The 15,287-nt window shown below is 36.9% G+C and carries 11 protein-coding genes; 1 reads left to right on the top strand and 10 read right to left on the bottom strand.

Annotated features, from left to right (window positions below; genetic code table 11):
• Positions 1 to 310 precede the first annotated feature (310 nt).
• The 7 genes from QA584_RS09860 to QA584_RS09830 form a co-directional block, all read right to left on the bottom strand.
• Entirely contained in the window at positions 311 to 982 is a 672-nt protein-coding gene (locus tag QA584_RS09860) for a Crp/Fnr family transcriptional regulator (RefSeq protein WP_278274349.1), read from the bottom strand.
• Between the two features lie 115 nt (positions 983 to 1,097).
• Positions 1,098 to 1,589, bottom strand: coding sequence for a dihydrofolate reductase (locus QA584_RS09855; RefSeq protein ID WP_278274348.1), 492 nt, complete (start codon positions 1,587 to 1,589; stop codon positions 1,098 to 1,100).
• Between the two features lie 98 nt (positions 1,590 to 1,687).
• Positions 1,688 to 2,536 (bottom strand): thymidylate synthase, encoded by an 849-nt coding sequence (thyA, locus tag QA584_RS09850; protein WP_278274347.1) that lies wholly within the window; start codon positions 2,534 to 2,536, stop codon positions 1,688 to 1,690.
• Positions 2,537 to 2,883: 347 nt separating this feature from the next.
• A complete protein-coding gene (locus QA584_RS09845; protein ID WP_278274346.1) occupies positions 2,884 to 5,298 on the bottom strand; it encodes a ribonucleoside triphosphate reductase in 2,415 nt (804 codons plus the stop codon).
• 674 nt (positions 5,299 to 5,972) lie between these two features.
• Entirely contained in the window at positions 5,973 to 7,217 is a 1,245-nt protein-coding gene (hflX, locus tag QA584_RS09840; RefSeq protein WP_278274345.1) for a GTPase HflX, read from the bottom strand.
• A 23-nt stretch (positions 7,218 to 7,240) separates the two neighbouring features.
• Positions 7,241 to 8,443, bottom strand: coding sequence for a tetratricopeptide repeat protein (locus tag QA584_RS09835; RefSeq protein ID WP_278274344.1), 1,203 nt, complete (start codon positions 8,441 to 8,443; stop codon positions 7,241 to 7,243).
• Between the two features lie 267 nt (positions 8,444 to 8,710).
• Positions 8,711 to 8,980 carry a hypothetical protein gene (locus tag QA584_RS09830; RefSeq protein ID WP_278274343.1) on the bottom strand — a complete coding sequence of 90 codons (270 nt, stop codon included), beginning with the start codon at positions 8,978 to 8,980 and terminating at the stop codon, positions 8,711 to 8,713.
• Positions 8,981 to 9,343: 363 nt separating this feature from the next.
• On the opposite strand from QA584_RS09830, the gene QA584_RS09825 reads away from it, so the two are divergent.
• Positions 9,344 to 9,724, top strand: coding sequence for a nuclear transport factor 2 family protein (locus tag QA584_RS09825; protein ID WP_278274342.1), 381 nt, complete (start codon positions 9,344 to 9,346; stop codon positions 9,722 to 9,724).
• 33 nt (positions 9,725 to 9,757) lie between these two features.
• On the opposite strand, the gene QA584_RS09820 is transcribed toward QA584_RS09825, so the two are convergent.
• The 3 genes from QA584_RS09820 to QA584_RS09810 all read right to left on the bottom strand — a co-directional run bounded on the left by QA584_RS09820 (position 9,758) and on the right by QA584_RS09810 (position 15,232).
• The gene (locus tag QA584_RS09820; RefSeq protein WP_278274341.1) at positions 9,758 to 10,426 is read right to left on the bottom strand and encodes a GyrI-like domain-containing protein; all 669 of its coding nucleotides are present in this window, start codon (positions 10,424 to 10,426) and stop codon (positions 9,758 to 9,760) included.
• Between the two features lie 430 nt (positions 10,427 to 10,856).
• Complete coding sequence (locus QA584_RS09815) at positions 10,857 to 13,958, bottom strand: alpha-mannosidase (protein WP_278274340.1); 3,102 nt, start codon at positions 13,956 to 13,958, stop codon at positions 10,857 to 10,859.
• 152 nt (positions 13,959 to 14,110) lie between these two features.
• Complete coding sequence (locus tag QA584_RS09810) at positions 14,111 to 15,232, bottom strand: LacI family DNA-binding transcriptional regulator (RefSeq protein WP_278274339.1); 1,122 nt, start codon at positions 15,230 to 15,232, stop codon at positions 14,111 to 14,113.
• Positions 15,233 to 15,287 lie beyond the last annotated feature (55 nt).

The raw sequence follows: 15,287 nt of genomic DNA, 5'->3' as shown, positions 1-15,287 counted from the left end.
TTTCGCAAATTGGGAAGAAATAAATTTTAATTTGCTACCTATTGTTTCTTTAAACTACTTATTTTATTTTGTAGTACTGCTATGGTATAAATTCGTGCATAAAAATAAGGATTATATTTATAAAAGCTTTATTAAGTTCCCTAGGTAGCGGCTACATTGTCTTCCTGCAGCCATTACTTGCAACTTCAATAAATTTTCATAAAATAATCCTTATTCTATCTATTTTAACTTAATCTTTTCGTTTCGTTTATACTGTCCATGAAGATGTAAATTGCCCATGAAACTCTGCGAACAGATGCTTATAAACTTCTTATAAAGCAGAATTTAGTTTATTCAGATCAATAATTTTTACCATATCCCTGTCAACCTCAATGAAACCATCCTCCTGCATTTTAATCAGTTCTCTGGAAAGGGACGGTCTTGTAACATTTAGATAGGCAGAAAGCTGTTCCCGATTCATGGTCAGCTTTACATACTTAGTATTATTACAGTTATCCATAAGATATTTAGCTATTTTCTGTCTTAAACTTCCGCTGGTTAAAAGCTGGAGTTTATTGTTTAAATAGTATGCTTTCCCCGCCAGAATACCTAACATATTCTGAATAATTAAAGAATGAGCATTGCAGGACTTATCACAGGTGTTAAAAAAATATTCCTTTGGGATTGCAAGTACGGTAGTATTCCCATTAGCTACTACATAGTAATTATAATCCGCTTTTTGAAGGAATACATATACTTCACCAAAGATATCTCCTTCTTCTATATTCGTAACGATATATTTTCTTCCATCAGGAGTATCTTTACAAACGGATACAGAACCATTGATTAAAACATACAGTGCTTTAGGGGGATCCATCTGACTGAATATGATCTGGTTTTTCTCATAATCTTTTAATTTGGCATTAGAGCAGCTTAAACACAGCTCAATATCTTCCTGATTTAAGTTCTTAAAAAGTATATTATCTTTTATTTTATCAATCATGTAATCTCCCATTATTCTTAATTATCAACAAGGAAAGTTTAATACAAATATAGAGTTCATCCCTAGTTATTAACTAATCTGTTCAAAAATAATTTAGAACCTGGTACAAGTAGCTTTATTTTTTTCTTATATATTTATAAAAAGCGTACTCTATATCATAGTAAGTACGTTCATCGGATTCCGCCTCAATCATCCATTGGGGATTCTCATCAAGATTCGGAAAATAGGTATCAGCATGGTAGGCATAATCAATCTTTGTAACATGGGCAACATCGCAATATTCAAGCATTTGTTCATAGATACTGGCACCGCCTATTATATAAACATTCTCTGATTTATAATCCTTTACAGCCTCCAGGGCTTCCTTAACACTATGAACCACCACCGCATCATTTACGGCAAAATCCGGTTTCGAGGTTATTACAACATTTAACCGGTTTTTAAGCGGTCTTCCCCCCGGAAAAGTTTCCAGGGTATTCCTTCCCATGATTACTACCTTATTCGTGGTTTCATCCCTAAAAAAACGCATGTCCTCTGGAATACTAATCAGTAACTTATTCTGATATCCGATTGCCCAGTTTTTATCTACCGCAACAATTAAATTCATTTGAAACTCCTCTCTGTGTTTCAAACAGACATAGTTAAGATATGTACCCTAATATGCCTGCTTAAAGCATAAAATATTCTCTTAGGTTTTACTTATCCTTAAACCGCTACGGGTATATTTTCAATTTTAGGACCGGTCACATAATGATCCAGTCTGAAATCTTCCACCTTAAATTTGTAAAAATCCTTGATGTCTGGATTTATCCATAATTCCGGTGCATCGTAGACCGGCCGTGTGATCATCTCTTCAATGATTGGAATATGGCGGTCATAAATATGGGCATCTGCTATAACATGTACCAATTCTCCGACTTCCATATCGCAGACCTGGGCCAGCATATGGATTAATACCGCATATTGGCATACATTCCAGTTATTTGCCGCCAGGATATCCTGGGAACGCTGATTCAATACGGCATTTAATTTAAGTTTATCACTGTCCTTCGCTTTGGTTACGTTAAAAGTCATACTGTAGGCACAGGGATAGAGATTCATCTCGTGAAGGTCCTGATGGACATAAATATTCGTCATGATACGGCGGCTGTAAGGATTATTTTTCAAATCATAGATTACCCGGTCAACCTGGTCCATTTCCCCTTCTTTGTATTTATGCTTTACTCCCAACTGATAACCATACGCTTTTCCAATCGAACCGGTTTCGTCGGCCCAGCTATCCCAGATATGACTGATTAAGTCCTTTACATTATTGGATTTTTTCTGCCATATCCAAAGAATTTCATCGATACAGCTTTTAATTGCAGTTCTGCGCAAGGTGATGGCTGGGAATTCCTTAGATAAGTCATATCGATTTATGACACCGAATTTCTTTATTGTATAAGCACTTGTCCCATCTTCCCATTTTGGTCGCACTTTTTCTCCTTCTGTACTGACGCCATTTGCCAAGACCTCCTTACACATATCTATAAATATTTTATCCGCCAAGCTCATAATCAACACTCCTTCCACTGTTATATCAGGTACTGATACTTAGTTTACAGCACCGTTTTCCCTAGGCAATTATAACATCCAACCGGATGACCGTCAAATAATAAGATAACGAAAAGCACCTCCTTACTGTTTTAAGTTTATTTTAGTCACTTAACCCAAAGGGGTGCTTATCTTTATTTCGTATATTATTAATTCTGTAATTACACTTTTTAATCTTATAATTATTCTTTTACTTCTTTTGCTTTTACTTCTTTTTTTCTTTTATTTCTTTTATTTATTTTTATCGTTTATTTTTATCATTTATTTCTTCCACATACTTCAGTTCTGTAGTAGAACTACTCTAACGTTTATCTTACCCCAGCAAACTGTCCTTCGGCAAACCCTTTGATATTGGAGGCATTGGCGTATTTTTTAAACTGTCCGTTTTCCACGATTACCAGTGTCGGTGCCTGCATAACTCCGTATTCTCTGGTTAGTTCCGGGTTATCCTCCGCATCTACCGTAACATAAGGATAATCCCTTAAATATTCTTTCGCTGCTTTACAGTTCGGACAGGTTTTTGTTGTAAAAAGATAGGCTGCATTATGACGGGTATCTGCTGCTGCCACTTCATCCATATAAGAAGAAGCCTTTTTAGAATCCTCTGCCCTCTCCTCACGGTCACAGCTGCCGCTCACCGGCATATATCTGGAGTGTTCCATCTCATATAGCTTTCTGTTCTTATATTCCTGAGTCTTGCCTTCGTTCCAGTTCTGTACTGGACGGTAATAGCCTGTAATACGGCTGTAAACTTCTGCATTCTGTCCGCATTCCGGACATTTGAACTGCTCACCATTTAGATAACCATGATCCTTACAGATGGAGTAAGTAGGTGACAGGGTATAGTAAGGGAGCTTATAATTCTCGGCAATAGTGCGGACTAACTTAGCCGCAGCCTTCCAATCCGGTAACTTTTCCCCTAAAAATGCATGGAAAACTGTTCCGGAGGTATAAAGGGTCTGAAGCTGATCCTGTACATCCAGAGCTTCAAAGATATCTTCCGTATAACCTACCGGCAAATGGGAACTGTTGGTATAGTATGGTGTATCTCCTTCTTTTCCGGCAGTCTTTATCATGGGCCAGCGCTTTCTGTCATGTTTAGCCAGACGATAGCTGGTAGATTCGGCTGGTGTCGCTTCCAGGTTATATAAATCACCATATTCTTCCTGATAGTCGGATAAACGTTCTCTCATATGATTTAATACCTTTACACTAAAGGCTTGCGTTGCAGCATCTGTCATGTCTTTTCCAAGCCAGTTTGCATTTAACCCAACCTCATTCATTCCCAGTAAGCCAATGGTTGAGAAATGATTCTCAAAGGTTCCCAAATAACGTTTCGTATATGGGTATAATCCTTCATTCAGAAGTTTTGATATAACATCTCTTTTTACTTTTAAGGAACGGGCGGAAATATCCATCATACGGTCAAGGCGTTTGAAGAAATCCTCTTCATTAACGGCCTGATAAGCAATACGGGGCATATTAATGGTAACAACTCCAACGGAACCGGTACTTTCACCAGAACCAAAGAATCCGCCGGTCTTCTTTCTAAGTTCCCTTAAATCAAGACGGAGCCTGCAGCACATGGAACGTACATCACTGGGTTCCATATCACTGTTAATATAATTTGAGAAGTAAGGGGTACCGTATTTTGAGGTCATTTCAAATAATAAACGGTTATTCTCGGTATCGGACCAGTCAAAATTGTTTGTAATGGAATAGGTAGGAATTGGATATTGGAAACCTCTTCCGTTAGCATCCCCTTCAATCATGATTTCAATAAATGCTTTATTGACCATATCCATCTCTTTTTTACAGTCTTTATATTTAAAATCCACTTCCTTACCGCCTACAATACAGTTAAGTTCTGCCAGATCATTCGGGACAGTCCAATCCAGGGTTATATTTGAGAAAGGAGCCTGTGTTCCCCAGCGGCTTGGTGTATTCACACCATAAATAAAGGATTGGATACATTGCTTTACTTCACGGTAAGATAAATCATCTATTTTTACAAAAGGAGCCAAGTAGGTATCAAAAGAAGAAAATGCCTGAGCACCTGCCCATTCATTCTGCATGATTCCAAGGAAGTTGACCATCTGGTTGCAGAGGGTGGATAGATGACCTGCGGGAGAGGAGGTGATTTTACCCGGTATTCCGCCAAGACCTTCGGTAATCAATTGCTTTAAAGACCAGCCTGCACAATAACCGGTCAACATAGACAAGTCATGTAAATGGATGTCCGCATTCCGGTGGGCACTTGCTACCTCTTCGTCGTATATTTCGGACAGCCAGTAATTTGCCGTAATGGAACCGGAGTTATGCAAGATCAGACCGCCTACGGAATACGTAACAGTAGAATTCTCTTTTACTCGCCAGTCTTCTTCCTTTACATAGCTGTTAACAATCTCTTTATAATCAAGGATGGTTGATTTCATGTTACGGATGCGTTCCCTGTTCTTGCGGTACAAAATATACGCCTTAGCTACATCCGTATAACCCGTCTGTTCCAAGACATGTTCCACACTGTCTTGAATGTCTTCAACACTAACCAATCCCTCTTTCACCTTAGTCTGGAAATCTGCCGTAACTCTTAAGGACAATAAATTAACTATATCCTCTGTATAACTCTTTTCCGTCGCCTTAAAAGCTTTGGTAATTGCCTCCGTAATTTTAGCCAGATTAAAATCTGCAACTTCCCCGTCTCTTTTTACTACTTGGATCATGAGTTGAATCCCCCTTCTTATTCTATTATCGCTCTTGTCTTTCGCAGAGTTCTCACAAATCATATATTAGCAGATTTTTCAAGTCACGTCAAGAGCATGATACAACATATATATTTGAACTATTTTTATACCACTATATATTGTGGTTTTATTCTAGTCCTTAATACCCATTTACTTTCCTGAATTCTGAAATTTAGTTAAAAATAGAGCCAATTCAAAACACTATACCTTCTTTTTATGAAATAGCATAAATATCTAAAATATTAAAATAATTAATTCAATTTATGTAATTTCATCTTAAGTTGTTAATTTTATAATCAATTAATAAAATAAAATATTTATACTTGTAATCTTATTATAAATACATACAATTACCATAATATTCCATTTACTTTTTTATACCTTTTAAGGAGCTTTGTCAATAGATAAAAATGGTATTGATCTTTCTTATTAAAAATATACCTCTCTTTCTGGTTAAAAAAAAAAATACTTCTCATTATAGTTAAAAATCCAATCCTCCGTCTGGATATTAAACAAAAGGACCGCAGATACTAAGTTATCAGACGTAAACCTTACACTTATTATCAGCGGCCCTCTTGCGGCTAATTATATATTAAAATTTATTTGGAACGTTATGAATACCGGATTTTTCACTTCTCTGCTTTTTTTGCTTCTTATATTTGATTATAAATATCTTTCGGCACATAAGCTTTTACATAGATACCTTCTGACTGATATTCTTCTTCCAGCAGCTGTCCATATTTTCTTATAATCTGAATCTTGCCGGCATCCTGATAAGAAAATACTCGTTCCACAAGAATCTTACGTTCCCTCAGAATCTCTTCAAAGATTTCCTGAAGCTCCTCCAGACCTTTTTTCTGTTTAGCAGAAATCTTAACTACTTTATCGGCTTTAAAGTCTTTTATGATAAGTTCCGTTACTAACAAATCCTGTTTGTTAAATGCTGTGATTACAGGTTTATCTTTCACACCAAGATTAGCTAAGGTTTCATATACCACATGCATCTGTTTATATGCTGCAGGATTTGCGCTGTCCACCACATGAAGGATTATATCTGCATATTTAGCTTCTTCCAGGGTACTTCTAAAAGCTTCAATTAAATGATGCGGGAGCTTTCTGATAAACCCTACCGTATCCGTTAATAAAATCTGCTGCCCGCTTGGCAGTACCAGATTTCTGGTTGTTGGGTCAAGGGTTGCAAACAGCTTATCCTCTTCTAACACTCCGGCGCTGGTTAGCTGGTTTAACAAGGTAGACTTTCCGGCATTGGTATAACCTACAATAGCAGCAATTGGAATAGCACCTTTACTTCGTAATTCCCTTGAAGTCTCCCTGTACTGCTTCACTTCTGACAGCTCTTTATTTAATTGGGAGATTCGGTCCCTGATTAATCTTCGGTCCACTTCCAGTTTCTTTTCACCAGGTCCTCTAGTTCCGATACCACCGCCAAGTCTGGACATAGAGTTGCGCATACCTACCAGTCTGGTGGAACGGTATTTTAATTGTGCTAGTTCCACCTGAATTTTGCCTTCTTTCGTAGTTGCATGCTGTGCAAAAATATCAAGAATTAATATCGTCCTGTCCATTACCTTTGCTTCCAGTGCATCCTCCAGATTTTTAAGCTGGGCTGGTGATAACTCATCATCACAGACAACACCGGTAGCCTCTAGTTTAAACAATAATTCCTTTATTTCCTCAATTTTACCTTTACCAATATAGGTTCCAGGGTGAACACTTTCCCGGTTTTGTATCACTTTAGCCACGGTTATTGCTCCGGCTGTTTTTGCTAACTCCTCTAATTCATCCAATGATTCAGCCGTATCATCTCCATCATTGACTGCTACTCCTACCAGGACAAGACGTTCTTCCTTTTCCTTTATTTCATACAGTTCACCCATTTAAAACTCCTATCAATTCTTAATTATTCTTTATGCGGCGTACTAGCTTCCGGTAGCCTGTTCTTAATAAATACACTTTCCGTCTTGGCTTCCTCATCCTCAGTATACACTTTTAAGTAATCTTTCATGAGAGCATTGGCTTTTTCATAATCACCCATATTCTCATATACTACAATTTCATTCCGTTTCATTGACTGTTCATATTCAATATCGTTGTATTTTAAGCCTGTCTGTAGATAGGACAGAGCTTCATCGTAGTTTTTAACTTTAATCAGGCTGTAGGCAATCTGATTATAAACAGCGGCAGAAGGTATATAGGCTGCTTCTTTTATATACATGCTGTAATTATATACCGCATTATCGTAATCCTCTTTCTGTTCATAAATACTGCCCAGGAAAAAATAGCTTTCTGCAAATCCATTCTTAAAGGCTTCACTGAATTCTCTGATTGCATCCTCATAGTTGCCCATATAGTAATGAACTTTCGCAAGATTGAAGTTGTCCTCCTGATTGGTGCCTTTTATGTTGGAGGCCATTTTTAAAACAGCTTCAGCATTGTCTTTATCACCTTTTTCTATCAGCAGAAAATATTTTCCGAAATAATAATCATAATTTTTGTTATCCAGTTTTATAGCTTTATCATAATCTGCCTGACTTTTATCATAACTTTTAAGCATCCGGTACCCATAAGCCCTGCTGTAATAGGTATAAGCATCCGATGGGTTGCTCTTTAAGAGGTCCGTATAGGTTTTGACCGCCTCATCAAAAAGACCTGATTTTGCTTGGGAATTTCCTTTATAGCTTAAGATATCCATATCTAAATCTCTTAATTCATTAATTGCCAGTGCTTTATCAAACTGTTCTATTGCTTTTTTATAGTCATGGGATTTAAAATATGTAATACCCTTTGCTCTGTAAGCTAATTTATTATTTTTATTAACGATACTGTTATCTTTATCTAGGATTGCCCGGTTTAGATTTTGTAAGGCTTCTTCATACCGCTTAAGCTGTACTAAAGTCATTGCATAATCAATATAATAATCTGCACGGTCACCGTTCATTTGGATTGCTTTTGCCAAACTGGCTTCTGCCTTTTCATAATTACCGTTAGAGAAATATTCCAATCCTTCTTTATGATAACTGCCAGCTGATTTCGAACCACAGCCGCCAAGTAATAAAACAGCCATAATTAGAAGCATCGCACTTATTAATCTTTTTTTATTCATTCCCCGACTCCTGTCCAAATTTTTATTTCACGTACTAATTAATCTGCCTTCCACCTTATAGGAACACTACTGCTATTATAAGTTGTACAGGAAATAAATGCAAGTCTTGGGAGGATATTTATTCTCAGCAGTATCACAAATTTCTTGTGATATGCGGCGTCAAGGTAGGTTAAAAGATAATATAGGGACTGTCGCAAAGCTGTAGAATAAATTACCTGTACTTAAGGTTCTATATTCTATAACTTTGTGGCAGTCCCTTGATGAGTGTTAAAAATCAGAGTCTACTCCCTGGGCAATATCAAGCATTTCTGATGTGGATAAATAAAAGCCATTTTCCATTTCTTCGATTTCATCATCCCCCTGATTTATCGAATCTCGTTTCTTGGGTGGCTCTTCCCGCTTAAACTCTCCCGCTTTATCTACAATATGATTTTGCGTAAAAGGGGAAACCGTTCCTTTTTTTAAATCGTATTTCTGAGCGATCCTGTCATCGATCTTAACCTTACCCTCTTTTGTTTCTAAATATAACTCTTCCATTCTCTCCTCCGTAATCAAACCGTTTAATTTTAATTTTTTTAGTATTTATATTTAATTTGCACAATTAAATATAAATCATACTGGGATTTAAATGAATAAGCGGACAATTAAGGGAATCTTAAATACTATAATATTTAATATCAAATATCAAATCATTATTATTAATGCTTTAAAATAACACGATGTGATTTATAAACGAAAAAATGTAGTATTTGTAAACTTTTTATTATTATGCTAAAATCAGTATGCTACCATTCATTCTTTACCCTGAAATTTCTTTTTTATATATTTACTGATTATTTGTAACAAGCATACAGTGATTACTAATTAATGCATGAACTATGCTTTATAGAAGGAGGTTTTATGACCGAACGCGAACATCTAATTCATAATTATTTCCAATGTTGGATTTCTAAAAACAGCAGCATATTAAGTACTACCTTTGACCCGGAAGCTATTTACAGCGAGTGTTACGGACCGATCTATTACGGGCTTGCAATGATTGAAACATGGTTTGAGGACTGGCAGAAACGCGGGTCAGTTTTGGCTTGGGATATTACGCAGTTTATACACCAGGGGAATTTCACCGCCGTCAATTGGTATTTCAAATGCGAATATGATGGTGTGACCAGCGAATTTGACGGTGTGTCCATAATTGAATTCAACCCGAATAACCGTATTATTAATCTAAAAGAATTTCAGTCAAAAATCCCTCATTACTGTCCTTATGACGCCACGAAATAATAATTTACCGATTAGAATAATTTATTTAACAAGTTAGAGTGTGCTTACCGGATGCCTTATTACTGTTTTACGTCTATCCGGTAAGGATTTTCTGGGGTCTGATAAATAGATTTCATGATGTCTTCTGATATTCCCGTCCGGAAGAACTGCCATAATGTCGTCTTTTAAATGATGTTCCTTGATGTAAGCTTCCATCTTAGCAACTGACTGGGCTTCTGTTTCATAAGGTCCAATATGTAAAATCTGAACACACAAGCCCTCTTCAAAGGTTTCAAACCTTGCCTTGCTTAAATTTAAATCTTGTCTTTTTCTGCCCACTTCCTGTAGTGCCCAGGAGAACACATCCTTCGTAACGAATTTTGGCTGCCTTATCATGGAGGTAAAACAATATTTATCCTTTCTGGTAAAATCCATCAGATCATCCTCCTCCATCCACCATAAGCCTTCCAGCGGCGGCACCACATATTCAAAATAACCCTTGGGTTCCTGTCCGCTTTTTATGCTCATCTTGATTGTAAAGGTCAAAGCATACAAAATTTCTAAGGTCTTTTCATATTCTCCACCCTTACTATTAGGATCACCTTTTCCGTCAATCATAATAAAATTCATAGCCGGTACATAGATTTTTGCCGGCTCTGGCTTTGGCAGATATAAATCCTTATATTCTTTTTTATAATCTATTTTATGATCTGCATTCTTCATATACCTAGTCTTCCTTTCTATTCCTTTTCTATATCTGTTTTATACCTTTTTTTATACCTTTTTTTATTTCTAATACCTTTATTTATGCCTTTTTCTAATACCTTTATTTATACCTTTTCCATACCTTTATTTATACCTTTTCCATACCTTTATTTATACCTTTTCCATACCTTTATTTATACCTTTTCTAATAAGATAACACATATAATTTGACAGCTGCATGTCATATTTTGATTAGTTGTTTTTCATTACGCTTATTTAAAGTTGAAAAGCCCAGGTATGCGGTGACCGGTCAAATCTTTTGAGTTTTGCTATAACAATCACGATGGATATCCATGAGTAAAGAGCAGATAATAAAAAGGGAAGCTCTATATTCGTTTGGCTTCCCTTTTTCATTAATTACTGACTGGACAGTTATTAATAATCATATTTAATACTTAATCTTAATGGTTTTAATTTCAAATGGCTTAAATACCAGGTTAATGCCATTAGAAACCGGTAAGATTTCCAGAGTTTCCTCCAGCATATTGGTAAGAGCAGCTTCTTTTACCTTACCATTTATATTCAAAGTTACGTTTGTATAGGTTCCTTCCGCATCATATAATCTAAGAATGTATGCTTTTTCTTCGTCTTCGCAAGGTTTTACTGCCTCGATTATAATATTGCTGCGGTTGGTGGAAGCAAAGGATTCCTTATTCCATACTCCCTTCACTGCGATTGGTTTATAATTCAGCTCATAAGCAGGTTTTATAACAGATTCTGCTCCAAAGCCTTCATTATGAGGATAGAAGGAATACGTACATTCATGTATTCCTTTATCTCCTTTATAATCCGGTCTATTGCCGCCTTTATGCAAGGACAGTCTTAAACTGGATTCTTTCACAGAGATACCGTACTTGCAGTCATTTAATATTGCAACACCGTATTTATTTTCAGATAAATCCGTATATTTATGATTGGATACTTCGAATTTTGCTTTTTCTTCCGGAGTATTACGGGTTGTAGGTCTCTTGATATATCCAAACTGTACTTCCTGTCTTGCAAAGTCTGAGAATATGGTGGTATCAAAGGCTGTCTTTAAGAATCTGTGGTCATCCTGCCAGTCCATAATAGTTTCAAATCTTACCTCTGTGCTGTCGGCAAAGAAAATCATATCCTGCTTTAACAGAGATTTTTCACTAAGTCTATATTCACTTCGTATTCTTAATTCCACCGGTCCGTCAGATACAACCTCACTGCCCAGTAAAACCGCGGAATCTTTAAATTTCAATTCAATATCTGCATCAATATCCCAGTTATCCCAGGCATTAGGCACATCTTCTGCCATAAGGAAGGTATTAAAGGCATAACCTTCGCCTTTTAATTCCCTGTCAATGGTTCGGTCAACAAAGGAAGTGATAAAACCTCTTTCGTCAAAGGCTACTTTCGCATTAGGGGTGGTAACCGTTTCTCCCTTTATTATAAAGGCAGATTCTTCCTTAAGGGTTCCTTTTACAAGCTGTAATGTTACAGAGGAAAATGCAGGTATCACTATTCCTGCTACGGCTAGCTTCTTATTACCTTTTACATCAGAGGTAATCTGCTGTTTATACGCTCCCTCCACCACATAACCTTCTTTATAATCCAGGTATATAACATCATTTCTTTCAAAAGAAAGTGTATTGATCACTGATACCATATCTGTGTTCTGCTCTGTTTTAATATAGTCCATAATATAATCATTGGATTTATTAATTATCTCAGTGGTTTCTGCTATAGATTCTTCATGTACTCTAGGTATAGAGGTTCCAGGAAGGATATCGTGGAACTGGTTTATTAACAGGGTTTCTAACAGAGGATGAATTTTTTCATGGGAAGCGGTAATGTTACGTTCTACAGCATCTCTTACTGTTAAAAATTCCAGGTTTCTTAAATTAATTTCTGCCAGACGATTATTTCTCTTAATGGTATGCTGGTTTGTTAAGGTTCCTCGGTGTAATTCCAGATATAACTCTCCTGCATATACAGAAGGATTTATCACTGTTTTTTCCAGCTGCTGCATAAACTCACTTACGGTAGTATGACCAGTTCTTGGAAGCCCTTCCAAATCCTTAATACGCCTTGACATTTCTATCATTTCAAACTGAGGACCACCGCCGCCGTCTCCAAAACCGTAGGATAATAATCTCATATTGGATACGGTTCTTTCTTTAATGGAGTCATTACCGTCCACTACATATTCCATCAGTGCTTCTGCATCCGGCCAGATGTGGGTCTTATTTAAATGTGTTAAAACTCTGGTGCCGTCAAGCCCCTGCCAGTAAAAGGTATCATAGGGGAAAACCGTAGTATCATTCCAGGCCATCTTCGTTGTCAGGAAATAGTCTACACCGCAGCCTTTCATAATCTGAGGTATGGAGGAGCTGTAGCCAAAGGTATCCGGAAGCCAGAAGGTATCCGCCGTATAATTAAAATATTGTCTGGTAAAGCGCTGCCCCCATAAAAACTGCCTGATCATAGATTCGCCGCTTGGTATATTACAGTCACATTCAATCCATACACCGCCATTTGGCTCATATCTGCCTTCTGCTACTCTTTCCACCAGTTTTTCAAACAGCTTAGGATAATTCTTTCTGATGACCTCACTATGAAAGGCAGAACTTTGTATAAACTTATATTCCGGGTACTGCTCCATTAGATTGGTCTGGTTTGCATAGGTTCTTGCACATTTTTTAACGGTTTCCCCTCTGTGCCAGAGCCAGGCAGTATCCATATGGGAGTGTCCGATAAAACCGGCATAAGGTGCGGTTGCAGAATTGGTCTGAACCAGTTTTTCCTTTATTAACATCCCTGCTTCCTTCATGGCTGACATAAAGGTTTCTTTATCAATGTCCTCATAGGAATAATACAAAATTTCATGAACTCTTGAAAGGGTATTGATAATATCGGCACGGCGGAAACTATTATGATCCAATACTTCTACCATCTGATTTAAGGTTCTTAAATCAAAGTAAAAATCGCAAATACTTTCATTTTTCAGACAGATATCCATGGAGTTAAAGGAAAAATCATAGGAGTTTCTCGGATCTTCTGCAAATGGCTCACAGCCCATTACATAATGACCCGCATAATATTCCACTGCAATGTCAATGATCTCACCGGCTTTTACGTTTTGTTTTAACATATCGCAATAATGATTGCCATGTCCAGTAATTACGATTTTTGTACAAAAAGTACCAAAGGGAACTCCATTTACCCATAAAAGTGCTTCATACCCTTCGATTTTAGGATAAAGGAAAAGTGATTTTCCTTCAAATTCCTCCGGCACTTTATATTGTCCTTTAAACCAGCAATAAGTACCTTCTCCACCCCATCTGTCTCCTTTATTGCAGGGTGTAAATAGCTTTTGATCCGGAATTTCATGATACTGCTCTGGTGTAGGGAACTTCACAGTGGATACTTCATCAATTTTTTCAAACATCATAGGAGCTATGGTATTTTCAAAACGCCTTAGCTTCGCTAACATTCTTTCAATCTGTTTTTCGTTTAGCATTCTTTTTCTCCTTATATTAGGGCTATATAATATCTTAAGTATTCCAGACAGTAAGTTTTTACTTCCTGACGGTCAGTAGGTTTTTACTACCTGACTGGATACATAATAAACAAGCAATCAATTTGATATATCAACTTATGGTATTTTTGGAATTAAATCCTTCCTTTTATAGCAACACCGCAGGAATCCCGTTCAATTAGTTTGGTTGGAATTATACTTTTAAAATACTCATGACTGCCGTTTTCTATGCGGTCAAGCAGTAACTGTGCCGCCACTTTTCCTATTTGATAAAAATTCTGCTGGACTGTCGTTAATGGCACTGAGAGGTACTTACCAAATTCCAGGTTATCAAAACCAATGACAGATAGCTGCCCAGGAACCGTTATTCCAAGTTCTGATGCTACTTTTATCAAAGCGCTGGCCAGATAATCATTTATTCCACAGATACCTGTTGTACCGTTATGAATCAGTTCTTTTAAAACCTCTTTGTATACCAGGTTGTAATCACTGTCAGCTTCCATAATCCCCATCTTAACCAGCTGGTCATCAATAGGGATATTATTTTCATTTAACGCCTTGCAGTAACCAAAATAACGGTTTCTTATAGAGGTGGCATCTTCGATTTTGTTATCGGATAGGAAAGCTATCTTTTTATGTCCTAATTTAATCAGATAATTAACAGCCTCATATGACCCCGAAAAATTGTCACTTACCACATAACTAATCGGTAAACTTTCATAATATTTGTCTATGGTAACAATCGGATAGTTATTAAGATATAACAGATTCATGACCTCCAGATTTTTTCTGTCAGAAATGGGATAATGAATTATTCCGGCGGCTTTATACTCATAAAACCGATGCAGTGCTTCTCTTTCTTCCTGAATATCATAATTACAGCAATGAACACTTAAGATATATCCTTTTTCCGCCATCACTCTGGAAGCACCTGCTACTACGTTCATTATTCCACCGTTGGAAACATCAAAAGGCAATACAAAGGGAATTATATGAGTATAATCTGCTTTGGAGTTATCTGTTTTTTCTGTTTTATCAAGGCTTGATACATAACTTCCGCTTCCCCTTACCCTGTATATAAGCCCTTCTGCGCTTAAATCTGCCAGGGCCCTTTTTGAGGTTATTCTGCTTACACCAAATCGTTCCGCCAGTTCCTTTTCTGTGGGCAACTTATCTCCGGGTTTAAACTTCTTACTCTCAATTTCCTGTCTTAAATAATTGATTATTTTTTCATATAACAGCTTATTCTCATCCATAAATTATCCCTTCTTTTGAATCCAGTTTGGTTTCAGACAATAATCTTATGGGGAA

The organism is Anaerocolumna sp. AGMB13025, assembly GCF_029689925.1.
Lineage (GTDB): Bacteria > Bacillota > Clostridia > Lachnospirales > Lachnospiraceae > Anaerocolumna.
The sequence above is the reverse complement of the archived record's forward strand: the minus strand, read 5'-3'. Positions and strand labels throughout refer to the sequence as shown.

Excerpts from the sequence above, each read along its gene's own strand:
- QA584_RS09860 (WP_278274349.1), bottom strand. The coding sequence starts at position 982 with ATGATTGATAAAATAAAAGATAATATACTTTTTAAGAACTTAAATCAG.
- QA584_RS09855 (WP_278274348.1), bottom strand. The coding sequence starts at position 1,589 with ATGAATTTAATTGTTGCGGTAGATAAAAACTGGGCAATCGGATATCAG.
- thyA (WP_278274347.1), bottom strand. The coding sequence starts at position 2,536 with ATGAGCTTGGCGGATAAAATATTTATAGATATGTGTAAGGAGGTCTTG.
- QA584_RS09845 (WP_278274346.1), bottom strand. The coding sequence starts at position 5,298 with ATGATCCAAGTAGTAAAAAGAGACGGGGAAGTTGCAGATTTTAATCTG.
- hflX (WP_278274345.1), bottom strand. The coding sequence starts at position 7,217 with ATGGGTGAACTGTATGAAATAAAGGAAAAGGAAGAACGTCTTGTCCTG.
- QA584_RS09835 (WP_278274344.1), bottom strand. The coding sequence starts at position 8,443 with ATGAATAAAAAAAGATTAATAAGTGCGATGCTTCTAATTATGGCTGTT.
- QA584_RS09830 (WP_278274343.1), bottom strand. The coding sequence starts at position 8,980 with ATGGAAGAGTTATATTTAGAAACAAAAGAGGGTAAGGTTAAGATCGAT.
- QA584_RS09825 (WP_278274342.1), top strand. The coding sequence starts at position 9,344 with ATGACCGAACGCGAACATCTAATTCATAATTATTTCCAATGTTGGATT.
- QA584_RS09820 (WP_278274341.1), bottom strand. The coding sequence starts at position 10,426 with ATGAAGAATGCAGATCATAAAATAGATTATAAAAAAGAATATAAGGAT.
- QA584_RS09815 (WP_278274340.1), bottom strand. The coding sequence starts at position 13,958 with ATGCTAAACGAAAAACAGATTGAAAGAATGTTAGCGAAGCTAAGGCGT.
- QA584_RS09810 (WP_278274339.1), bottom strand. The coding sequence starts at position 15,232 with ATGGATGAGAATAAGCTGTTATATGAAAAAATAATCAATTATTTAAGA.